Consider the following 20,796-nt stretch of genomic DNA (forward strand, 5'->3'; position numbering starts at 1 on the left):
ATGACCGAGCCCCTGCCCACGATCGTGCTCATCGGGCACGGCATGGTCGGCCAGCGCTACCTCGAAGCGCTCGCCGAGCGCGGGGTCACCGCCACGCACCGGATCACCGTGCTCTGCGAAGAGCCCCGGCCCGCCTACGACCGCGTGCACCTGACCTCGTACTTCTCCGGCAGCACCGCCGAGGACCTGTCCATGACCCCCGCCGGGTTCATGGCGGAGCACGGCATCGCCCTCCACCTCGACGACCCCGCCGAGCACATCGACCGGGCCGCCCGCACCGTCACCTCCCGCTCCGGGCGGGTGTTCCCGTACGACGTGCTGGTCCTGGCCACCGGCAGTTACCCCTTCGTGCCACCCGTCCCCGGCAAGGACGCCCCCGGCTGCTTCGTCTACCGCACGATCGAGGACCTCCTCGCGATCGAGGAGTACGCCAAGACCCGGACCAGCGGCGCGGTCGTCGGCGGCGGGCTGCTCGGGCTGGAGGCCGCCGGCGCCCTCCAGGGACTCGGCCTCACCACCCGCGTCGTCGAGTTCGCCCCGCGCCTGATGCCCGTCCAGGTCGACGAGGGCGGCGGCGCGGCCCTGCTGCGCACCATCGAGTCCATGGGCCTGACCGTCCACACCGGGGTCGGCACCCAAGAGGTGGTGACCGGCGAGGACGGCCGCGTCAGCGGCATGCGGCTCTCCGACGGCTCGACCGTCGACACCGACCTCGTGGTCTTCTCCGCGGGCGTCCGCCCCCGCGACCAGCTGGCCCGTGACTGCGGGCTGGACGTCGGCGAGCGCGGCGGCATCGCGGTCGACGCCCGCTGCCGCACCTCCGATCCGCACGTCTACGCCATCGGCGAGTGCGCCCTCGCCGTGGACGGCCGGGTCTACGGCCTGGTCGCCCCCGGCTACGAGATGGCCGAGACGGCCGCCGAGGACCTGCTGGGCCGGGAGAAGGAGTTCACCGGGGCCGACCTCTCCACCAAGCTCAAGCTGCTCGGCGTGGACGTGGCCTCCTTCGGCGACGCCCACGGCACCGCCCCCGGCAGCCTCGACGTCGTCTGGTCGGACTCCCGTTCCGGCGTCTACAAGAAGCTGGTCGTCTCCCCCGACGGTGTCCTCCTCGGCGGCGTCCTGGTCGGCGACGCGGACTCGTACGGGCTGCTGCGCCCGCTCACCGGCAGCGTCCCGCCCGTCGCCCCCGAACAGCTGGTGCTGCCCGCCGGGGTGGGCGCGCCGGTCGCACTCGGCCCGTCCTCGCTCCCCGACCACGCCGTGATCTGCTCCTGCCACAACGTCACGAAGAAGGCCATCGCCGCCTGCGCCACCCTCGCCGAGGTCAAGAAGTGCACCAAGGCGGGCACCGGCTGCGGCAGTTGCGTCAAGGTGATAGGCCAGTTGCTGCCGGCCGCCGCCGACAAGGGGCTGTGCGGCTGCTTCCCCTACACCCGCTCCGAGCTGTACGAGATCGTCCGCACCCGGCGGCTGGCCTCGTACGAGCAGCTCCTCGACGGCCACGGCCGCCCGGAGGCCCGCGGCGGCGACGGCTGCGAGGTCTGCAAGCCCACCGTCGGCTCGATCATCGCCTCGCTCGCCCCGACCCTCGGCGCCAGCGGCTACGTCCTGGACGGGGAGCAGGCCGCCCTCCAGGACACCAATGACCACTTCCTGGCGAACATGCAGCGCAACGGCTCGTACTCGGTCGTCCCGCGCATCCCGGGCGGTGAGATCACCCCCGACAAGCTGATCGTGATCGGCGAGGTGGCCCGCGACTTCGGCCTCTACACGAAGATCACGGGCGGCCAGCGGATCGACCTCTTCGGGGCGAGCGTGGACCAGCTCCCCCGGATCTGGGCCCGGCTCGTCGACGCGGGCTTCGAGTCAGGGCACGCGTACGGGAAGGCCCTGCGGACGGTGAAGTCCTGCGTGGGGCAGACCTGGTGCCGGTACGGGGTCCAGGACAGCGTGCGGATGGCCATCGACCTGGAGCTGCGCTACCGCGGGCTCCGCGCCCCGCACAAGCTGAAGTCGGCGGTGTCCGGCTGCGCCCGCGAGTGCGCGGAGGCGCAGAGCAAGGACTTCGGGGTCATCGCGACGGCGAGCGGCTGGAACCTGTACGTCGGCGGCAACGGCGGGGCCACCCCGCGCCACGCCGACCTCCTCGCCCAGGACCTCTCGGACGCGGAACTGGTGCGGCTGATCGACCGGTTCCTGATGTTCTACATCCGCACCGCCGACCGGCTGGAGCGGACCTCCACCTGGCTGGAGCGGCTGGAGGGGGGCCTGGCGCACCTGCGGGACGTCGTCGTGCACGACTCGCTCGGGCTGTGCGCGGAGCTGGAGTCCCTGATGGCCGACCACGTGGCGCACTACCGGGACGAGTGGGCCGAGACGCTCCAGGACCCGGAGCGGCTGCGCCGGTTCGTGTCCTTCGTGAACGCGCCCGGCGCGCCCGACCCGACCGTGAGGTTCGTCCCCGAGCGCGACCAGGTCAAGCCCGACCTGGCCGTCCTGACCATAGGAGGTGCCGTCCGATGACCGTGGAACTGCAAGTGGCGCAGGGCTGGCTGACGGTGTGCGAGCTGTCGGCGCTCATCCCCGGGCGCGGGGTCGCGGCGCTGCTGCCCGACGGCAGCCAGGCCGCGGTGTTCGTCGACCGCGCGGGGCGCCCGTACGCGATCGGCAACCAGGACCCCTTCACCGGGGCGCACGTGCTCTCGCGCGGGCTGGTGGGGGCCGTGGCGGGCCGGCCCTTCGTCGCCTCGCCGCTGCTGAAGCAGCGCTTCGACCTGGAGTCGGGACGCTGCCTGGACGACGAGGAGGTGGCGGTCCGGACCTATCCGGTGCGGACCGCCGCGACCTCGTGATCACCGGGCGGACGGTCAGCCCTGGTCCTGGATCATGGCCGGATCCATCCACATGATCTCCCAGGTGTGGCCGTCGAGGTCGTCGAAGGCGCGGCCGTACATGACGCCGTGGTCCTGGGCGGGGCGGGGCTCGGTGGCGCCGGCCGCCAGGGCCCCGTCCACCAGCTCGTCGACGGCGGTGCGGCTGGGGGCGCTCAGACAGAGCAGCACCTCGGAGGTCTTCGTCGCGTCCGCGATCTCCTTGTGGGTGAAGTCCTTGTAGCGGTCCTCGGTCAGGAGCATCGCGACGATGGTGTCGCTGATGACCATCGAGGCGCAGTTCTCGTCCGTGAACTGGGCGTTGAAGGTGTAGCCCAGCTTGCCCCAGAAGGTCTTGCTGGCCTCCAGGTCCTTGACCGGCAGGTTGACGAAGATCATGGTGGCGGACATCGAGGTCCCTCTTCTCTCGGGGTGCGGCGCGCGGTGCGTGCCGCTCGGTGCTTTCGGGAGGTAGACCGGGGGGCCGGGAGAAACTCATCGCTCCCCGCGAAGTTTTTTTCGTACGCCCGCCACGGCACGGCCCGGCACGTCCGGAGGATTGAACGTCGAGCGGTCGCTCGTGCGTCATGAGGAGTTGGCGCTCCGGCAACTGGCGCCTCCTAGGTTCCTCGACGCGTGCGACCCCGCACTCGACCGGGTGCGGGGGCCTTCCTCCCACAGGAGTGACCGTGGAACGTCGTACCTTCCTGCGCGGCGCCGTCATCGGCTCGTCGGCCGCCGCCTTCGGCGGCACGTTGCTGCACGGGGCCGCCTACGCGGCGCCCGCCCAGCCCGGCGCCGGACCCTATGGGGCCCTCGGCGCGGCGGACGCCAACGGCATCATGCTCCCCAGCGGCTTCAGCAGCCGGGTGATCGCCCGCTCGGGCCGGACCGTCGCCGGCACCTCGTACACCTGGCACAGCGCCCCCGACGGCGGCGCGTGTTTCGCCGACGGCGCGGGCTGGATCTACGTCTCCAACTCGGAGATCAACCCCTCCGGCGGGGCGAGCGCGGTGAAGTTCGACTCCTCCGGCACCGTCACGGGCGCCTACCGGATCCTCTCCAACACCCGCCAGAACTGCGCGGGCGGCAAGACCCCGTGGAACACCTGGCTGTCCTGTGAGGAGGTCGACCGCGGCTTCGTCTACGAGACCGACCCGTACGGCGTGAACGCGGCCGTGCAGCGGCCCGCGATGGGCCGCTTCAAGCACGAGGCGGCCGCCGCCGACCCGGTGCGCCGGGTGATCTACCTGACCGAGGACGAGACGAGCGGCTGCTTCTACCGGTTCGTCCCGACCACCTGGGGCAGTCTCTCCTCCGGCACCCTCCAGGTCCTCAAGGCCGGCACCGCCACCTCGGGCTCCTTCACCTGGGCCGACGTCCCCGACCCGGACGGCTCCCCGACCGCGACCCGCAGCCAGGTGTCCGGCTCGAAGAAGTTCAACGGCGGCGAGGGCTGCCACTACGCCAACGACACGGTCTGGTTCACCACCAAGGGCGACAACCGCGTCTGGCAGGTCAACCTCAGCAGCAACACGTACGAACTGGCCTACGACGACTCCCTCGTGCCCGGCGGCGCGGCCCCGCTGACGGGCGTGGACAACGTCACCGGGTCCGCGTTCGGCGACCTGTACGTCGCCGAGGACGGCGGCAACATGGAGATCTGCCTGATCACCCCGGACGACGTGGTGGCCCCCTTCCTGCGGATCACCGGCCAGTCCTCCTCGGAGATCACCGGCCCGGCCTTCTCCCCGGCCGGCAACCGCCTCTACTTCTCCAGCCAGCGCGGCACCACCGGCAGCTCCTCCGCCGGCATCACCTACGAGGTAACGGGCCCGTTCCGCCTTTAGAGCCCCGCCGGCGTTTGAGGCGCTGGGGGTACCCCCAGCGGTAGCTGGGGGAGGGCCCGGGGGCAGCGCCCCCGCAACGGACCGGCACCCGCACCACCGGCCGCACCCCCACGGGCAACCCCGCAGGGGTGCGGCGGCACGTCACGACGCCACGGCCCCGCCCTTGAGCAGCGCGGCGCCCAGCGGCGTCACGGTGTGCAGCACCGCGTTCCCCCGCCGCAACGTGGTCACCAGCCCCGCCTCCCGCATCACACACGCGTGCTGGCTCGCGGACGCCAGCGAGACCCCGGCCCGGCGGGCCAGCTCACTGGTGGTCGCCCCGTCCCCTATGGCCCGCAGCACCACCGACCGGGTGTGCCCCACCAGCTTGCCCAGGGTGCGCTGGCGCTGGTCCTCCACCGGCCGCGCCGCCTCACCCCCCGCCGGCGCCGAGGCCAACTGCGCCGCCGCCGGATAGACCAGCACCGGCGGCAGCTCCGGATCGTGCAGGGTCACCGCGGTGCGGCGGCAGAAGAAGGACGGCTGGAGCAGCAGCCCGCGCCCCCGCAGCCGTACGTCCCGGTCCACCGGGTAGTCGCACTCCAGCACCGGCGCCCGCCAGCGCAGCATCGGCGGCAGCGAGTCCAGCAGCTCGTCCGCGCCCCCGTCGAGCAGGGCCCGGCCGCGCGCGGCCCGCTCGGCCTCGATCTGGGCCTGGATGTGCGTCCAGTACGGCTCCACGGCGGCTCGGTGGTACGCGCGGAGCTCGCCCATGAACCGCGGCAGCTGCTTGTCGCCGCCGTCCATGAACTCCCGTAGCCTCGGCGTCATCGGCGCACCGGCGGCCAGCAGCTGGAGCTCGCGCCGCATGCGCTCGGGACGGATCCCGCGCAGCGCGTCGAGGCCCACGTCCCACCCGTACTGCCCCTCCACAGGGGTCAGGAAATCGGGGAAATAACCACGGCTCGGTATGAGCATACCGAGCGTGCGTGTTTCACTATTCAACCTGCTCCGGGTTTCCGTACGCCATTCACCGAACAACCGGGCATCGCGCCGGTCTCTTAAGCGGTGAAAGCTGAGAATCGTTTCCCACAACGCATCGGGACGCCCTGCCATCCGTACGCGTGCCAGGTCCACTCCAGTGAAATGGATACGCAGCACCGAACCCCCACCTGTGCAACCGCAATCCCCCCGCCCCATGAGTATGCATGCCGTCACACGTGGTCACCACGCCCTTTCGGCCACAGTTGAAACCCCTTTCGGCAGGGGCGTGACAACCGAAATCCTGTACTCCGCCGGGCACACTCCGATGCGACCGAAACGCTCCGTGAAGGCCGTGGGGGGCTTTGCGGGGCCTGGCGGTCGGTCGCACCGGGAAGCGCCGACGTGCCCGGCAGAATGACAGCGGCGGTGGACGGGTGGGGATCCGTCCACCGCCTGCTGGCGTAAAGATTTGTTGAACAACGGAAAATAGGCGCGCCCGCCACCGGGCAGTCAGGGAACCCGGGGGCAGGCGCGGTCCATGGGGCCCTGGGCAGGGCCGGGGGGTCAGCGGCTGTCGCTGCCCTTCGCCTCGGCGGCCGCACGACCGGCCTCCAGACGCGCCACCGGAATCCGGAAGGGCGAGCAGGAGACGTAGTCGAGGCCGACCTCGTGGAAGAAGTGGACGGACTCGGGGTCGCCGCCGTGCTCACCGCAGACGCCGAGCTTGAGGTCGGGGCGGGTGGCCCGGCCCTGCTCGACCGCGTGGCGCACGAGCGAGCCGACGCCGTCCTTGTCGATGGTCTCGAAGGGCGAGACCCCGAAGATGCCCTTCTCCAGGTACGCGGTGAAGAAGCTGGCCTCGACGTCGTCGCGGGAGAAGCCCCACACCGTCTGGGTCAGGTCGTTCGTACCGAAGGAGAAGAACTGCGCGGCCTCGGCGATCTGGGCGGCGGTCAGCGCGGCGCGCGGCAGCTCGATCATGGTGCCGATGGACAGCTTGAGGCTGGTGCCGGTGGCGGCCTCGACCTCGGCGATGACCTGATCGGCCTCCTCGCGGACGATCTCCAGCTCCTGGACGGTGCCCACGAGCGGGACCATGATCTCGGCGCGCGGGTCGCCCTTGGCGTTCTTGCGCTCGGCCGCGGCCTCGGCGATCGCCCGGACCTGCATCTTGAACAGGCCGGGGATGACCAGGCCGAGGCGGACACCGCGCAGACCCAGCATCGGGTTCTGCTCGTGCAGCTTGTGCACGGCCTGCAGCAGGCGCAGGTCGTTCTCGTTGGCGTCCTGGCGGGACTCGGCGAGGGCGACGCGCACCGACAGCTCGGTGATGTCGGGCAGGAACTCGTGCAGCGGCGGGTCGAGCAGGCGGACGGTGACGGGCAGGCCGTCCATCGCCTCGAACAGCTCGACGAAGTCCTTCTTCTGCAGCGGCAGGAGGGCACTGAGTGCCTCCTCGCGCTCGCCGTCGGTGTCCGCGAGGATCAGTCGCTCCACCAGTTCGCGGCGCTCGCCGAGGAACATGTGCTCGGTGCGGCACAGGCCGATGCCCTGGGCGCCGAAGCGGCGGGCGCGCAGCGCGTCCTCGGCGTTGTCGGCGTTGGCGCGCACCCGCAGGCGGCGGACGCGGTCGGCGTAGGCCATGATCCGGTGCACGGCGGCGACGAGCTCGTCGGCGTCGTCGGCGCCGGCGTGCATGCGGCCCTCGAAGTACTCGACGACCGGGGAGGGTACGACGGGTACCTCACCCAGGTACACCTTGCCGGTGGAGCCGTCGATGGAGACGACGTCGCCCTCTTCGATGACGGTCTCGCCGACCGTCATGCGGCGGCGCTTGGTGTCGACGTCGAGCTCCTCGGCGCCGCAGACACAGGTCTTGCCCATGCCGCGGGCGACGACGGCGGCGTGCGAGGTCTTGCCGCCGCGCGAGGTCAGGATGGCCTCGGAGGCGATCATGCCGTCCAGGTCGTCCGGGTTGGTCTCGCGGCGGATCAGGATGACCTTCTCGCCCGAGCGGGACCACTTGACGGCGGTGTAGGAGTCGAAGACGGCCTTGCCGACGGCCGCGCCCGGGGAGGCGGCGATGCCGCGGCCGAGCAGGGTGGTCTTCGCGCCCTCGTCGAAGCGCGGGAACATCAGCTGCGCGAGCTGGTGACCGGTGACGCGCTGGAGGGCCTCGGCCTCGTCGATCAGGCCCTGGTCCACGAGCTGCGTGGCGATGCGGAAGGCGGCGCCGGCGGTGCGCTTGCCGACACGGGTCTGGAGCATCCACAGCTGGCCGCGCTCGATGGTGAACTCGATGTCGCAGAGATCCTTGTAGTGGGTCTCCAGCGTCGTCATGATCGTCATGAGCTGGTCGTACGAGGTCTTGTCGATGCCCTCCAGGTCCGCGAGCGGCACGGTGTTGCGGATGCCCGCCACCACGTCCTCGCCCTGGGCGTTCTGGAGGTAGTCGCCGTAGACGCCCGCGTGGCCGCTGGCGGGGTCGCGGGTGAAGGCGACGCCGGTGCCGGAGTCGGGGCCCAGGTTGCCGAAGACCATGGAGCAGATGTTGACCGCGGTGCCCAGGTCGCTCGGGATGCGCTCCTGGCGGCGGTAGAGCTTGGCGCGGTCGGTGTTCCACGAGTTGAAGACGGCCTCGACGGCGAGGTCCATCTGCTCGCGGGCGTCCTGCGGGAACTCGCGGCCGGCTTCCTTCGCCACGATCTTCTTGAAGTGCTTGACCAGCTTCTTCAGGTCGGCGGCGTCGAGGTCGGTGTCGACGGTGACCTTCTTGGCGGCCTTGGCCTCGTCGAGGGCGTCCTCGAAGAGCTCGCCCTCGACGCCGAGGACGGTCTTGCCGAACATCTGGATGAGGCGGCGGTACGAGTCCCACGCGAAGCGCTCGTCACCGGCCTGGGAGGCAAGGCCGGTCACGGACTCGTCGGAGAGGCCGATGTTCAGGACGGTGTCCATCATGCCGGGCATCGAGAACTTGGCGCCGGAGCGGACGGAGACCAGCAGCGGGTCGTCCGACTGTCCGAGCTTCTTGCCCATCTTCGCCTCGAGGGCCGCAAGGTGCGCGCTGACCTCTTCGCGCAGGGCGGCCGGGGCCGTGCCGCTCTCGAGGTAGACCTTGCAGGCCTCGGTGGTGATGGTGAAGCCGGGAGGGACCGGCAGACCCAGGTTGGTCATCTCGGCGAGGTTGGCTCCCTTGCCGCCGAGAAGGTCCTTGAGGTCGCGGTTGCCCTCGGTGAAGTCGTAGACGAACTTCTGATCTTTGTTTTCCGACACGGGTCTCGACTCCTCGAGGCTCGGTGGCTGCCCTGACGGCCAGGAACATACCCAGATCGAAGGCTTCTGGGTACGTCCACTTGGTCGTCATGCGGCTGTAACCACCCGTGCGCCAGCAGATCGAAAGTAACTCATGGGTAATCAGAAAGTACGAACAGCGTTCACCTCTCGAAGGAGAAGGGGGCTCGTGGGGCTTGATCACGCTCGGATGAGCGATCATCGATCCCTTTGTGTTCAAGAGTTGAACGCACAAAGGGTGGCACCCAGTGCCACCCTTTGAAAGTCTTACCCGTGACTTCAGTGCTCATCTGAGCGAAACCCTTCCCATGCGTGGCGTATATCACGCGCCACGGAGGGCGATTTGTCAGCCTCCGGAGGTGTCCAGTTCAGCGTCCTCGCTCACACCCGCGCAGTCGTACGGGTCCTTCAGCCAGCCGTCCGGCAGGACAACTCGGTTGTTTCCGGACGTCCGGCCGCGAGGGCCGTCCGCACTCTCGGGCCACGCCTGGTCCAGGTCCAGCTCGCTCAGATGAGCGTCCAGCTCGGCCAGGGACGAGGTGACCGCGAGCTTCTTGCGCATCTCGGACCCCACCGAGAAGCCCTTCAGGTACCAGGCCACGTGCTTACGGAAGTCGATCACCCCTCGCGCCTCGTCGCCGATCCACTCCCCCAGCAGCTGTGCGTGCCGGTGCATGGTCGCCGCGACCTCGCGCAGCGTCGGCTTGTGGAAGTCCTCCGGGCGGCCCTCGAAGGCCGCCACCAGGTCGTTGAACAGCCACGGCCGCCCCAGGCAGCCGCGGCCCACGACCACGCCGTCGCAGCCGGTCTCGCGGACCATGCGCAGGGCGTCCTCGGCGCACCAGATGTCGCCGTTGCCGAGCACGGGGATCTCCGGCACGTGCTCCTTGAGCCGGGCGATGGCGTCCCAGTCGGCGGTGCCACCGTAGTGCTGGGCCGTGGTCCGTCCGTGCAGGGCTATCGCGGTGACCCCCTCCTCGACGGCGATCCGGCCGGCGTCGAGGTAGGTGAGGTGGTCGTCGTTGATGCCCTTGCGCATCTTCATGGTGACCGGCAGGTCGCCGGCGCCGGCGACGGCCTCCCGGAGGATCGCGCGGAGCAGGTTGCGCTTGTACGGGAGGGCCGAGCCGCCACCCTTGCGGGTGACCTTGGGGACCGGGCAGCCGAAGTTGAGGTCGATGTGGTCGGCGCGGTCCTCTTCGACGATCATCCGGACGGCCTTGCCGACCGTCGCCGGATCGACCCCGTACAGCTGAATCGAGCGGGGCTTCTCGGTCTCGTCGAAGTGGATCAGCTGCATGGTCTTCTCGTTGCGCTCGACCAGGGCGCGGGTCGTGATCATCTCGCTCACGAACAGCCCCTTGCCGCCCGAGAACTCGCGGCAGAGGGTACGGAACGGAGCATTGGTGATGCCGGCCATGGGCGCGAGCACCACCGGGGGCTGCACGGTGTGCGGGCCGATCGCGAGAGGCGGAGGGAGCGTGGTCATCCGCCCATTGTCCCGCATGCCGAGGAGGTACGGCAGACGTAGCATCGGCGGCATGATCGAGTCGAGTCCCCGGCAGCGCATGCTCGTCCTGGCGATCTGCTGCATGAGCCTGCTGATCGTCAGCCTCGACAACACCGTGCTCAACGTCGCCCTGCCCTCGATGCGCCGGGAACTCGACGCCTCGGTCGCGGGGCTGCAGTGGACCATCGACGCGTACACCCTGGTCCTGGCCTCGCTGCTGATGCTCATGGGCTCCACGGCCGACCGGATCGGCCGCCGCAAGGTGTTCGTCGCCGGCCTGCTGGCCTTCGGCCTGGGCTCCCTGCTGTGCTCGCTCGCCCCCAGCCTCGGCTGGCTCATCGTCTTCCGGATGGTGCAGGCGGTCGGCGGCGCGATGCTCAACCCGGTGGCGATGTCGATCATCACCAACACCTTCACCGATCCGGCCGAGCGGGCCCGGGCCATCGGCGTGTGGGGCGCGGTCGGCGGCGTCTCCATGGCGGCGGGGCCGCTGATCGGCGGGGTGCTGGTGGACTCGGTGGGCTGGCGCTCGATCTTCCTGATCAACCTGCCGATCGGACTGGCGGCGCTCGTGCTGACCCTGCGCCACATCCCCGAGTCCCGGGCCGCCCGGCCGCGGCGTCCGGACCCGGTGGGCCAGGTGCTGGTCATCGCCCTGCTCGGCAGCCTGACGTACGGGATCATCGAGGCCCCGGCCGCCGGCTGGCGCTCGCCACTGATCATGGGGTGTGCGGTGGTGGCCGTGGCCTCGCTGGTGGGGCTGCTGTTCTACGAGCCCCGGCGCGAGGAGCCGCTGATCGACCTCCGGTTCTTCCGGAGCGCGCCCTTCAGCGGGTCGACCGTGATCGCGATCAGCGCCTTCGCCGGTCTGGCCGGCTTCCTCTTCCTGAACACGCTCTACCTCCAGGACGTACGGGGCCTCAGCGCCCTGCACGCCGGGCTCTACATGCTGCCGATGGCGGCGCTGACCGTGGTCTTCGCGCCGCTGGCGGGGCGGCTGGTGGGCAGCCGGGGGCCGCGGATCTGCCTGCTGATCGCGGGCGTGGCGATGGCGTCGAGCGGGCTGCTGTTCGCCCTGTTCGAGGCCGAGACCTCCAACCCGCTGCTGTTCACCGGGTACGTGCTCTTCGGGCTGGGCTTCGGCATGGTGAACGCGCCGATCACCAATACGGCGGTGTCCGGGATGCCGCGCTCCCAGGCGGGCGTCGCGGCCGCCATCGCCTCGACCAGCCGTCAGACCGGCGGCACGCTGGGCGTCGCGGTCATCGGCTCGGTCCTGGCCGCGGGGCTGGCCGGCGGCTCGGACTTCTCCGGGGCGGCCCAGCCGGCCTGGTGGATCATCACGCTCTGCGGGCTGGCGGTGCTGGTGGTGGGTGCCGTGACGAGCGGCAGCTGGGCCCGGGCGACGGCGGAGCGCACGGCCCGCACCCTGGAGGAGCCCGTCAGCCCGTCCGCGACGGCGGGTTCGCCGCGCGGCTGAGCGCCGGCCCGGCCTTGGCCGGGCGGCAGGCCCGGGCGCCGGCTACTCGCCGCACTCGAAGTCCTCGGCCGAGGTGTTGACCCGGTCGAGGAGGCCGCGCAGGAGCTGGCGCTCCTGCTCCGAGAGCCCCGCGAACATGCCGCTTTCGACCTCGTCGAGGGCGGCGTTCGTCTTGCGCAGGGCTGCCTCGCCGGCGGCGGTGATGGCCACGTTGTGACGGCGCCGGTCGGCCGGGTCCCGGCGGCGTTCGACCAGGTCGTCGCCCTCCAGGTCGTTCAGGATCCCCACGAGCACGCTCGGGTCCACCTCCAGCCGTTCGGCCAGCGCCCGCTGGCTGATGGGGCCGCCCTCCAGGTGCATCAGCGTCATGGCGTGCCGGGGGGTGAGCCCGGCGGCGCCGAGCGCCCTCCTCATCCGGGTCTGGGTGGCCGCTCCGTGCCAGGCGAGCAGCAGGCCCAGCCGCTGCGGGGGGTGCGATCCGTCCTGATCTGCCGTCATGGTCCACATCGTAGCAATCGAGAAATGATTGCATTGGCTCTATCGTTGATGCTATTCAATGGTTTGACATTACCGACCATTGGAGATCGTCATGTTCGTCGCCTACGCCGTCGTCGGCGGCCTGCTCGCCCTCGTCCTCGCCGCCTCCGCCACCTTCTCCCTCCAGCGCAGCGACCGGATCATGGCGAACATGCAGAAGGTCCAGCTCCCGGCCTCGTGGCTGCCACGACTCGCCGCCCTCAAGGCAGCCGGGGCGATCGGCCTGGTCGCCGGCCTGTGGGTGGCGCCGATCGGCGTGGCCGCCGCCGTCGGCGTGACCCTCTACTTCCTCGGCGCGGTCATCAGCCACCTGCGCGTCAAGGACTACGACCTCGCACCGGCGGCCGTCCTCACGGTGGTCGCGGCGGCGGCGCTGGCCCTGCGTATCCTCGCGTGACACTGACGACTGACAGATATTGAAATCTGTCAGTCGTCATGCCATTCTCGTTTCATGACGAAGAACGAGAAGATCCAGACGACCACCCTCGGCAGCACCGGCCCCTCCGTCTTCCCGCTGGGGCTGGGCTGCATGGGGATGTCCGCCCTCTACGGCGAGGCCGACCGCGCCGAGTCCCTCGCGACCATCCACGCCGCCCTGGACGCGGGCGTCACGCTGCTCGACACCGGCGACTTCTACGGCATGGGCCACAACGAGCTGCTGATCAACGAAGCCCTGCGCACGGCGCCCGCAGCGGCCCGCGAGCGCGCGCTGACCAGCGTCAAGTTCGGCGCGCTGCGCACGGTCGAGGGCGGATTCACCGGATATGACGGGCGGCCCGCGGCCGTCAGGAACTTCCTGGCCTACTCGCTCCAGCGGCTCGGCCGGGACCACATCGACATCTACCGCATCGCCCGCGTCGACCCGGACGTGCCGATCGAGGAGACGGTCGGGGCCATCGCCGAGGCGGTCCGGGCCGGACACGTGCGCCACATCGGCCTGTCGGAGGTCGGCGCGGACACCATGCGCCGGGCCGCCGCCGTGGCCCCGATCTCCGACCTCCAGATCGAGTACTCGCTGATCTCCCGCGGCATCGAGGAGGAGATCCTGCCGACCGCCCGCGAGCTCGGGATCGGCATCACGGCGTACGGAGTGCTGTCCCGCGGCCTGATCAGCGGCCACTTCACCCGCGACCGCGCGCTGGCCCCGGGCGACTTCCGCGGGATGAGCCCGCGCTTCCAGGGCGACAACCTCGACCGGAACCTCGACCTGGTCGAGGCGCTGCGCAAGGTCGCCGAGAGCAAGGGGGTCAGCGTCGCCCAGACGGCCATCGCCTGGGTGCTGGCGCAGGGCCCCCGGCAGGGTGTGGACCTCGTGCCGCTGGTCGGCGCCCGGCGCCGGGACCGGCTCGCCGAGGCACTGGGTGCCATGGACATAACGTTCAGCGCCGCGGACCTGGCGGCCATCGAGGAGGCCGTGCCCGCCGGTGCGGCGGCCGGCGAGCGGTACCCGCAGGCCCAGATGGCCCACCTGGACAGCGAGCGCTGAGCTGACGGTACGGTCGTACCCATGCCCCCCGCTGCCGCCGAGCCCCTGACCCCCGAGCGCATCCTCGAGACCACCGAGGAGGTGCTGCGCCGCTTCGGCCCCACCAAGGCGACCGTGGTGGACGTGGCGCGCGCCCTCGGCGTCAGCCACGGCAGTGTGTACCGGCACTTCCCGTCCAAGGCGGCGCTGCGGGAGGCCGTCACGGACCGCTGGCTGGCCAAGAGCGTGGTCCTGCTGGAGGAGATCACCTCGGCACCCACCGGGAGCGCCCCCACCAAGCTGGAGGCGTGGCTCGCGGCCCTGTTCGAGGCCAAGCGCCACAAGGCGGGCGCGGATCCGGAACTGTTCGCGACCTACACCGTGCTGCTCGCCGAGAACAGCGGCGTGGTGGACGCGCATCTGGCCCAGCTGATCGACCAGCTGGCCCGGATCATCGCGGAGGGCGTCGCCGCCGGGACGCTCGCCGCCGAGGACGTGCCGGCCGCCGCCCGGGCGGTCTTCGACGCCACCGGCCGCTTCCACGATCCGCAGTACGCGGCCGACTGGCTCTCGCCCACGATCTTCACGGAGTTCGAGGCGGTCACCACGCTGATCATCCGGGGTCTGCGCGCCTGATCCGGGCCGGCGGTGTCCGGAAGCTGCCGGTCCGGAGAACTTGATGATCATTTTGGGCGCGCTTGTCTTGTCCCTGCCATCCTCCGGTCCCTACGGTCCCCCTACCGCACTCCATCAGGCACGTCCCAGGGGGAACCTTGTCCGCCCAAGCAGCACGACCCGCGCCTCCCGCCCGCTCGGGGGCCGCGACCGCCATCGGCTGGATCCTGACCATCGGCCTCAACGTGGTCGCGCCGATCATCACGTACAACACGCTCGTGGACGACCACGGCTGGAGCGAGTTCTCGGCGCTGCTCCTCAGCAGCGCCTGGCCCGTGCTCGACAGCGCCATCAGCGTGGCCTGGCACCGCAAGCTCGACGAGTTCGCCGTGGTCACCCTCGTGTTCATAGTGATCACGGCCGGGGTCTCGCTCGTCGGTGACCCCTCGGCGCGGGCCCTGCTGGTCAAGGACTCCGCCGTGACCGGGCTGTTCGGGCTGCTCTGCCTGTCCACCCTGCTGGCGAAGCGCCCGCTGATGTTCTACTTCGGCCGCAAGTTCGCTACCGACGGCACGCCCGAGAGCACCGCCTGGTGGAACGGCCTGTGGCAGTACGAGGGCTTCCGGACCACGATGACCCGGATGACCCTGGTCTGGGGCGTCGCCTACGTCATCGAGGCCGTCGTCCGCGTCGTCCTCGCGTACACGCTGAGCACCAAGACCATGGTGACCCTCAGCCCGATCATGATCTACACGGTGCTCGCCGCGCTGGGCGTGTGGACCGCCCTGTACGGCAAGCGCTCCCAGGCGGAGGGCGAGCGCCGCGCCGCCGAGGCCGCCGAAGCCGAGGCGGCGGGGGCGGCCGGGGGTTCCGCGGCCTGACCCGCCCGGAAGACGAAAGACCGGTGGCCCGGTGCGCTTCCCGCGCACCGGGCCACCGGTCTTCGTGCGTGCGTCCTGCCCTAGCAGCCGAGCAGGCGGCTGCCGAGGTAGGTCTGGATCTGGTCCAGGGAGACGCGCTCCTGCTTCATGGTGTCGCGCTCGCGCACGGTCACCGCGTTGTCGTCCAGGGTGTCGAAGTCGACGGTGACGCAGAACGGCGTACCGATCTCGTCCTGGCGACGGTAGCGGCGGCCGATGGCGCCGGCGTCGTCGAACTCGATGTTCCAGAACTTGCGGAGGTCCGCGGCGAGGCCCTTGGCCTTCGGCGACAGCTGCGCGTTGCGGGACAGCGGCAGGACGGCGACCTTGATCGGGGCCAGGCGCGGGTCGAGGCGCATCACGGTGCGCTTCTCCATGACGCCCTTGGCGTTCGGGGCCTCGTCCTCGACGTACGCGTCGAGCATGAAGGCGAGCATGGCGCGGTTGACACCGGCCGCCGGCTCGATGACGTACGGGGTGTACTTCTCCTTGGACTCCTGGTCGAAGTACACGAGGTCCTGACCGGAGGCGGCGGAGTGCGCCTTGAGGTCGAAGTCGGTGCGGTTGGCGACGCCTTCGAGCTCGGAGAACTCGTTGCCACCGAAGTTGAAGCGGTACTCGATGTCGGCGGTGCGCTTCGAGTAGTGGGACAGCTTCTCCTTCGGGTGCTCGTACCAGCGGATGTTCTCCTCGCGGATGCCGAGGTCGCGGTACCAGTTCCAGCGCTCCTGCATCCAGTACTCCTGCCACTGCTCGTCCTCGCCCGGCTTGACGAAGAACTCCATCTCCATCTGCTCGAACTCGCGCGTGCGGAAGATGAAGTTGCCGGGCGTGATCTCGTTGCGGAAGGACTTGCCCATCTGCGCGATGCCGAACGGCGGCTTCTTGCGCGAGGTGGTCTGCACGGTGGCGAAGTTGGTGAAGATGCCCTGGGCGGTCTCGGGGCGCAGGTACGCCTTGGAGCCGGTGTCCTGGGTCGGGCCGAGGTGCGTCTCCAGCATGCCGGAGAACTGCTTGGGCTCGGTGAACTGGCCCTTCACGCCACAGTGGGGGCAGTTGACGTCGGCGAGGCCGTTGGCGGGCAGGCGGCCGTGCTTGGCCTCGTACGCCTCTTCCAGGTGGTCCGCGCGGTGGCGCTTGTGACAGGCGGTGCACTCGGTCAGCGGGTCCGAGAAGGTCGCGACGTGGCCGGAGGCCACCCAGACCTCGGGGGCCAGGATCACGGACGAGTCGATGCCGACGATGTCCTCACGCCCGGTGACCATCGCCTTCCACCACTGGCGCTTGATGTTCTCCTTGAGCTCGACACCCAGCGGGCCGTAATCCCAGGCAGCCCGGGAGCCGCCGTAGATCTCACTGCACGGGAAAACGAAGCCACGGCGCTTGCTCAGGCTGACGATGGTGTCGATCTTGTCGGCGGCCACGGTGCTCTCTTCATTACGAGGACGAACGGCGAAGTCTTTAGGTTACCGGCGCCCGCACCCCCCCTTTCAAATCGGATCCCCCTCCACGGCCGCCCGCCCGGCCTCCCCACCAGGGTTTTTGACAATCGTTTCCATTTTTGATGAAAATGGATGTCATGAACGTACGACGCCTCATACCCACCGCCGCCCTCGCCGGAGCCGTCGCCCTCGGCGCCACGGCCCTCACCGCCTGCTCCGGAGGCGGCGCCACCGGCAACAAGGACGGCAAGCTCGCCGTGACGGCGTCGTTCTATCCGATGCAGTTCCTCGCCGAGCAGATCGGCAAGGACCACGTGAAGGTCCACGGCCTGACCAAGCCGGGCGTCGAACCGCACGACCTGGAGATCACCCCGCGGCAGACCGCGCAGCTCGGCGAGGCCGACGTGGTCCTCTACCTCAAGAGCCTGCAGCCCGCCGTCGACAAGGCCGTCGCCCAGTCCGGCGTGAAGAACGTCGTCGACGCCGCGACCCTCACCACGCTGGAGGCCCACGCCTCCTCCGGCCACGACCACGGCGCCGAGGAGGGCCACGCCGAGGGCGAGGGCCATGACCACGACCACGACCACGGCGAGGCCGGCACGGACCCCCACATCTGGCTCGACCCCGCCAAGTACGCGGAGGTCGCCAAGGGCGTCGGCGCCGCCCTGGAGAAGGCCGACCCCTCCCACGCGGCGGACTACCGGAAGAACACCGACGAGCTGGTGGGCCGACTGACCGCGCTGGACACGGAGTTCAAGGACGGCCTGAAGAACACCGCCTCCAGGACCTTCATCACCACCCACGCCGCCTTCGGGTACCTCGCCGAGCGCTACGGCCTGGACCAGGAGGGCATCTCCGGCGTCGACCCCGAGTCCGAGCCGAGCCCGGCCCGGATGAAGGAGCTCCAGGAGGTCGCGAAGAAGGAGAATGTCTCCACCGTGTTCTTCGAGACCCTGGCCAGCGACAAGACCGCCAAGGTCCTCGCGTCGGACACCGGTCTGCAGACCGACGTCCTCGACCCGCTCGAGGGAATCAGCGACAAGTCCCAGGGCGCTGACTACTTCGAGGTCATGCGGTCCAACCTGAAGAACCTCCAGAAGGCACTCGGTAGCAAGTAATGGCAGCAGCAGCAACGGAGGCGCGAGCCATGCAGTCCACGCCCCGCCCGGCGGACGACCAGCCCGTCATATCCCTGCGCGGGGCCAAGGCCTCGCTCGGCTCGCGCCCCGTGCTGCGCGGGGTCGACCTCACCGTCCACCGCGGGGAGGTCGTCGCCCTGCTCGGCGCCAACGGGTCCGGCAAGTCCACGGCCGTCCGCGCCGTGGTCGGTCAGGTCCCGCTGACCGACGGCTCCCTCAGCCTGTTCGGCACGGACTTCAAGCGCTTCCGCGACTGGTCGCGCATCGGGTACGTCCCGCAGCGCACCACCGCCGCCGGCGGCGTCCCGGCCACCGTCCGCGAGGTCGTCTCCTCCGGCCGGCTCGCCCGCTCCCGTTTCGGACTGCTGCGCAAGGCCGACCGCGTCGCCATAGCGCACGCCCTGGCCCTGGTCGGCATGGAAGGGCACGCCGACGTCTCGGTGGACGCCCTCTCCGGCGGCCAGCACCAGCGCGTCCTCATAGCCCGGGCACTCGCCGTCGAACCCGAACTGCTGATCATGGACGAGCCGATGGCGGGCGTGGACCTCGCCAACCAGGAGGTCCTGGCGAGCGCCCTGCGCGCGCAGGTCGCCGCCGGCTCCACCGTCCTGCTCGTCCTGCACGAGCTGGGCCCGCTGGAGCCCCTGATCGACCGGGCCGTCGTCCTGCGCGACGGCTGCGTCGTCCACGACGGCCCGCCGCCGGAGGCCGTCGGCCAGCACGCCCTGCCCGGCCACGACCACGTACACCCCCACGCGGCGCACGACGCCGAGCCCCTGCGGACGGGACTGCTGAGCTGATGGACATCCTCGACTACGCCTTCATGCAGCGAGCGCTGATCGCGGCCGCCCTGGTCGGCATCACGGCCCCCGCCATCGGCACGTACCTCGTCCAGCGCCGCCAGGCGCTCATGGGCGACGGTCTGGGCCACGTCGCCATGACCGGCGTCGCCCTCGGGCTCGTGCTCCACACCAGCCCGGTCTGGATGGCCACCCTCGTCTCCGTCCTCGGCGCCGTCGGCATGGAGCTGATCCGCGCCCGCGGCAGGACCAGCGGGGACGTCGCCCTCGCCATGCTCTTCTACGGCGGCCTCGCCGGCGGCGTCATGATCATCAACCTCGGGGGCGGTCAGACGGCCAGCCTCCTGGGCTCCATGTTCGGCTCGATCACCACGGTCGCCACCGAGGACGTGACCGCGATGGCGATCCTCGCCGCCTTCGTCCTCACCGTGGCCATCGGCCTGCGCCGCCAGCTCTTCGCCGTCTGCCAGGACGAGGAGTTCGCCCGCGTCACCGGCCTGCCCGTGCGCGCGCTGAACCTGCTGATCGCGGTCACCGCGGCGGTCACCGTCACCGTCGCCATGCGCATCGTCGGCCTGCTGCTGGTCAGCGCGATGCTGGTGATCCCGGTCGCGGCCGCCCAGCGGCTCACCCGCAGCTTCGCCACCACGCTGGGCCTGGCCATGGCCATCAGCCTGACCGTGTCCCTGACCGGCACGGCGGCCACCTACTACATGGACGTGCCCTCGGGCGCGACGATCGTCCTGCTGGCCATCGGCGTCTTCATGGTGCTGACGGCCCTGTCCGCCCCCCTGGCCCGGCGCCGGGCGAGGGCGGCCCGCACGGCCGAAGAGGTGTGCACGCGGGACGACGTAAAGGTCTAGAGCCCTCGGCCGCCTGGCACAATGGCGGCAGGCCGATACGAGGAGGAACCGGTGGCGACTGCGCCTGGCGAGATGAATACCGCGCCAGTACGAGGGCGATCCACCCGGCAGCGGGCGGCCGTGGCGGCGGCGCTGGACGAGGTGGACGAGTTCCGCAGCGCCCAGGAACTCCACGACATGCTCAAGCACCGTGGCGATTCCGTCGGCCTGACCACCGTCTACCGCACCCTCCAGTCGCTCGCGGACGCCGGTGAGGTCGACGTCCTGCGCACCAGCGACGGCGAGTCCGTCTACCGCCGCTGCTCCACCGGCGATCACCACCACCACCTGGTCTGCCGCAAGTGCGGCAAGGCGGTCGAGGTGGAGGGCCCGGCCGTGGAGAAGTGGGCGGAGTCCATCGCGGCCGAGCACGGCTACGTGAACGTGGCCCACACTGTGGAGATCTTCGGCACCTGCGCCGACTGCGCCGCCGCGGGCTGACCGGCCCCCGGCCTGCTAGTGCCTTCGCAGGTTCCGCCCCAGGATGCCGCGGATCCGGTCCAGCTCGGCGTCCGTCAGGGCCGCCCGCTTGGGCAGCCACAGCGGTGACCCCTTCCCCTTGGGGAGCAGCAGGAACAGGTTCCGGGTCTCGGCGAAGGCCTCGTACTCGCTCCACAGGATCCGCGACGAGGTCCCGTCGGGCAGCCGCGTCTCCAGCCCTGCCTCGGAGCAGGTGCAGCGGTACTCGCGGTGCCGGGCCGCCCACGAGTGCAGCCGGTACACCCGCCGGTCCAGGCTCATGTGCGCCCCGTACCAGCCGACGAACGGCCCGAGCACGGCCAGCAGCAGAACGTGTTCCGCTGGAATGCCCCGGGCCGCCCCCAGCAGGGCCGGTACCACGGGAAGCCCCAGCCACAGGAGCAGCCGCACACGGCCCCTCGCCGTGCTGCGGCTCTGCCATCTCAGTGCCTCGCGGGCGTCTGCCTGCCGGGGGCTGAAGTACGCCTCCACCTGCGTACCGAGGGCCGGCTCCGCCCCACCTGTCGTGTTCATGGGGGCAGAGCCTAAC

At 70.5% G+C, this 20,796-nt stretch carries 19 protein-coding genes; 12 read left to right on the forward strand and 7 right to left on the reverse strand.

Going from position 1 to position 20,796, the window contains the following annotated elements:
• Nucleotides 1-2,526, forward strand: coding sequence for a nitrite reductase large subunit NirB (gene nirB / locus ACZ6JT_RS09765; protein WP_469208946.1), 2,526 nt, complete (start codon nt 1-3; stop codon nt 2,524-2,526).
• Nucleotides 2,523-2,855: a nitrite reductase small subunit NirD gene (gene nirD / locus ACZ6JT_RS09770; protein WP_469208947.1), complete on the forward strand. Its 333-nt coding sequence runs from the start codon at nt 2,523-2,525 to the stop codon at nt 2,853-2,855. Before nirB ends, nirD begins: the two co-directional genes overlap by 4 nt.
• A gap of 15 nt (nt 2,856-2,870) precedes the next feature.
• Here the strand turns inward: nirD and ACZ6JT_RS09775 are convergent, their stop codons facing one another.
• Entirely contained in the window at nt 2,871-3,284 is a 414-nt protein-coding gene (locus tag ACZ6JT_RS09775; protein ID WP_376618529.1) for a VOC family protein, read from the reverse strand.
• Between the two features lie 278 nt (nt 3,285-3,562).
• Between ACZ6JT_RS09775 and ACZ6JT_RS09780 the strand changes: the two genes are divergently transcribed.
• The gene (locus tag ACZ6JT_RS09780) at nt 3,563-4,723 is read left to right on the forward strand and encodes an alkaline phosphatase PhoX (protein ID WP_469208948.1); all 1,161 of its coding nucleotides are present in this window, start codon (nt 3,563-3,565) and stop codon (nt 4,721-4,723) included.
• A gap of 141 nt (nt 4,724-4,864) precedes the next feature.
• Here the strand turns inward: ACZ6JT_RS09780 and ACZ6JT_RS09785 are convergent, their stop codons facing one another.
• The 3 genes from ACZ6JT_RS09785 to dusB all read right to left on the reverse strand — a co-directional run bounded on the left by ACZ6JT_RS09785 (nt 4,865) and on the right by dusB (nt 10,484).
• Complete coding sequence (locus ACZ6JT_RS09785; protein WP_469208949.1) at nt 4,865-5,863, reverse strand: ArsR/SmtB family transcription factor; 999 nt, start codon at nt 5,861-5,863, stop codon at nt 4,865-4,867.
• 387 nt (nt 5,864-6,250) lie between these two features.
• Nucleotides 6,251-8,959 (reverse strand): pyruvate, phosphate dikinase, encoded by a 2,709-nt coding sequence (gene ppdK, locus ACZ6JT_RS09790; protein WP_469208950.1) that lies wholly within the window; start codon nt 8,957-8,959, stop codon nt 6,251-6,253.
• Nucleotides 8,960-9,323: 364 nt separating this feature from the next.
• A complete protein-coding gene (gene dusB / locus ACZ6JT_RS09795; protein ID WP_362811827.1) occupies nt 9,324-10,484 on the reverse strand; it encodes a tRNA dihydrouridine synthase DusB in 1,161 nt (386 codons plus the stop codon).
• Nucleotides 10,485-10,518: 34 nt separating this feature from the next.
• Here dusB and ACZ6JT_RS09800 point away from each other — a divergent pair, with 34 nt between their 5' ends.
• The gene (locus tag ACZ6JT_RS09800; protein ID WP_469208951.1) at nt 10,519-11,967 is read left to right on the forward strand and encodes an MFS transporter; all 1,449 of its coding nucleotides are present in this window, start codon (nt 10,519-10,521) and stop codon (nt 11,965-11,967) included.
• A 42-nt stretch (nt 11,968-12,009) separates the two neighbouring features.
• On the opposite strand, the gene ACZ6JT_RS09805 is transcribed toward ACZ6JT_RS09800, so the two are convergent.
• Nucleotides 12,010-12,465: a MarR family winged helix-turn-helix transcriptional regulator gene (locus ACZ6JT_RS09805; RefSeq protein WP_469208952.1), complete on the reverse strand. Its 456-nt coding sequence runs from the start codon at nt 12,463-12,465 to the stop codon at nt 12,010-12,012.
• A 91-nt stretch (nt 12,466-12,556) separates the two neighbouring features.
• Between ACZ6JT_RS09805 and ACZ6JT_RS09810 the strand changes: the two genes are divergently transcribed.
• From ACZ6JT_RS09810 to ACZ6JT_RS09825, 4 genes are all read left to right on the forward strand, one after another.
• Nucleotides 12,557-12,901 carry a DoxX family protein gene (locus tag ACZ6JT_RS09810; RefSeq protein ID WP_469208953.1) on the forward strand — a complete coding sequence of 115 codons (345 nt, stop codon included), beginning with the start codon at nt 12,557-12,559 and terminating at the stop codon, nt 12,899-12,901.
• 54 nt (nt 12,902-12,955) lie between these two features.
• Nucleotides 12,956-13,990 carry an aldo/keto reductase gene (locus tag ACZ6JT_RS09815; RefSeq protein ID WP_469208954.1) on the forward strand — a complete coding sequence of 345 codons (1,035 nt, stop codon included), beginning with the start codon at nt 12,956-12,958 and terminating at the stop codon, nt 13,988-13,990.
• 21 nt (nt 13,991-14,011) lie between these two features.
• The gene (locus tag ACZ6JT_RS09820; protein WP_469208955.1) at nt 14,012-14,605 is read left to right on the forward strand and encodes a TetR/AcrR family transcriptional regulator; all 594 of its coding nucleotides are present in this window, start codon (nt 14,012-14,014) and stop codon (nt 14,603-14,605) included.
• A 137-nt stretch (nt 14,606-14,742) separates the two neighbouring features.
• Nucleotides 14,743-15,465: a VC0807 family protein gene (locus ACZ6JT_RS09825; RefSeq protein WP_469208956.1), complete on the forward strand. Its 723-nt coding sequence runs from the start codon at nt 14,743-14,745 to the stop codon at nt 15,463-15,465.
• Between the two features lie 80 nt (nt 15,466-15,545).
• Here the strand turns inward: ACZ6JT_RS09825 and ACZ6JT_RS09830 are convergent, their stop codons facing one another.
• Nucleotides 15,546-16,928, reverse strand: coding sequence for a glycine--tRNA ligase (locus tag ACZ6JT_RS09830; protein ID WP_469208957.1), 1,383 nt, complete (start codon nt 16,926-16,928; stop codon nt 15,546-15,548).
• Nucleotides 16,929-17,083: 155 nt separating this feature from the next.
• Between ACZ6JT_RS09830 and ACZ6JT_RS09835 the strand changes: the two genes are divergently transcribed.
• Genes ACZ6JT_RS09835 through ACZ6JT_RS09850 form a run of 4 tightly spaced genes read left to right on the forward strand, consistent with a single transcriptional unit; the run spans nt 17,084 to nt 20,228 of the window.
• Nucleotides 17,084-18,064, forward strand: a complete 981-nt coding sequence (locus tag ACZ6JT_RS09835; protein ID WP_469208958.1) for a metal ABC transporter substrate-binding protein — start codon at nt 17,084-17,086, stop codon at nt 18,062-18,064.
• Nucleotides 18,065-18,093: 29 nt separating this feature from the next.
• Entirely contained in the window at nt 18,094-18,885 is a 792-nt protein-coding gene (locus ACZ6JT_RS09840; protein ID WP_469208959.1) for a metal ABC transporter ATP-binding protein, read from the forward strand.
• Entirely contained in the window at nt 18,885-19,748 is an 864-nt protein-coding gene (locus ACZ6JT_RS09845; protein WP_469208960.1) for a metal ABC transporter permease, read from the forward strand. The genes ACZ6JT_RS09840 and ACZ6JT_RS09845 overlap by 1 nt, the downstream gene beginning before the upstream one ends.
• 51 nt (nt 19,749-19,799) lie before the next feature.
• Nucleotides 19,800-20,228 (forward strand): Fur family transcriptional regulator, encoded by a 429-nt coding sequence (locus ACZ6JT_RS09850; RefSeq protein ID WP_078626133.1) that lies wholly within the window; start codon nt 19,800-19,802, stop codon nt 20,226-20,228.
• Nucleotides 20,229-20,243: 15 nt separating this feature from the next.
• Here ACZ6JT_RS09850 and ACZ6JT_RS09855 read toward each other — a convergent pair whose 3' ends face one another.
• On the reverse strand, nt 20,244-20,780 hold the full coding sequence (locus tag ACZ6JT_RS09855) for a YcxB family protein (protein ID WP_469208961.1): 537 nt from the start codon (nt 20,778-20,780) through the stop codon (nt 20,244-20,246).
• Nucleotides 20,781-20,796 lie beyond the last annotated feature (16 nt).

The sequence above is a fragment of the Streptomyces sp. NPDC046308 genome (assembly GCF_055588065.1).

Excerpts from the sequence above, each read along its gene's own strand:
- dusB (WP_362811827.1), bottom strand. The coding sequence starts at position 10,484 with ATGCGGGACAATGGGCGGATGACCACGCTCCCTCCGCCTCTCGCGATC.
- nirD (WP_469208947.1), top strand. The coding sequence starts at position 2,523 with ATGACCGTGGAACTGCAAGTGGCGCAGGGCTGGCTGACGGTGTGCGAG.
- ACZ6JT_RS09820 (WP_469208955.1), top strand. The coding sequence starts at position 14,012 with ATGCCCCCCGCTGCCGCCGAGCCCCTGACCCCCGAGCGCATCCTCGAG.
- ACZ6JT_RS09805 (WP_469208952.1), bottom strand. The coding sequence starts at position 12,465 with ATGACGGCAGATCAGGACGGATCGCACCCCCCGCAGCGGCTGGGCCTG.
- ACZ6JT_RS09845 (WP_469208960.1), top strand. The coding sequence starts at position 18,885 with ATGGACATCCTCGACTACGCCTTCATGCAGCGAGCGCTGATCGCGGCC.
- nirB (WP_469208946.1), top strand. The coding sequence starts at position 1 with ATGACCGAGCCCCTGCCCACGATCGTGCTCATCGGGCACGGCATGGTC.
- ACZ6JT_RS09840 (WP_469208959.1), top strand. The coding sequence starts at position 18,094 with ATGCAGTCCACGCCCCGCCCGGCGGACGACCAGCCCGTCATATCCCTG.
- ACZ6JT_RS09815 (WP_469208954.1), top strand. The coding sequence starts at position 12,956 with ATGACGAAGAACGAGAAGATCCAGACGACCACCCTCGGCAGCACCGGC.
- ACZ6JT_RS09810 (WP_469208953.1), top strand. The coding sequence starts at position 12,557 with ATGTTCGTCGCCTACGCCGTCGTCGGCGGCCTGCTCGCCCTCGTCCTC.
- ACZ6JT_RS09855 (WP_469208961.1), bottom strand. The coding sequence starts at position 20,780 with ATGAACACGACAGGTGGGGCGGAGCCGGCCCTCGGTACGCAGGTGGAG.
- ACZ6JT_RS09835 (WP_469208958.1), top strand. The coding sequence starts at position 17,084 with ATGAACGTACGACGCCTCATACCCACCGCCGCCCTCGCCGGAGCCGTC.
- ACZ6JT_RS09800 (WP_469208951.1), top strand. The coding sequence starts at position 10,519 with ATGATCGAGTCGAGTCCCCGGCAGCGCATGCTCGTCCTGGCGATCTGC.
- ACZ6JT_RS09775 (WP_376618529.1), bottom strand. The coding sequence starts at position 3,284 with ATGTCCGCCACCATGATCTTCGTCAACCTGCCGGTCAAGGACCTGGAG.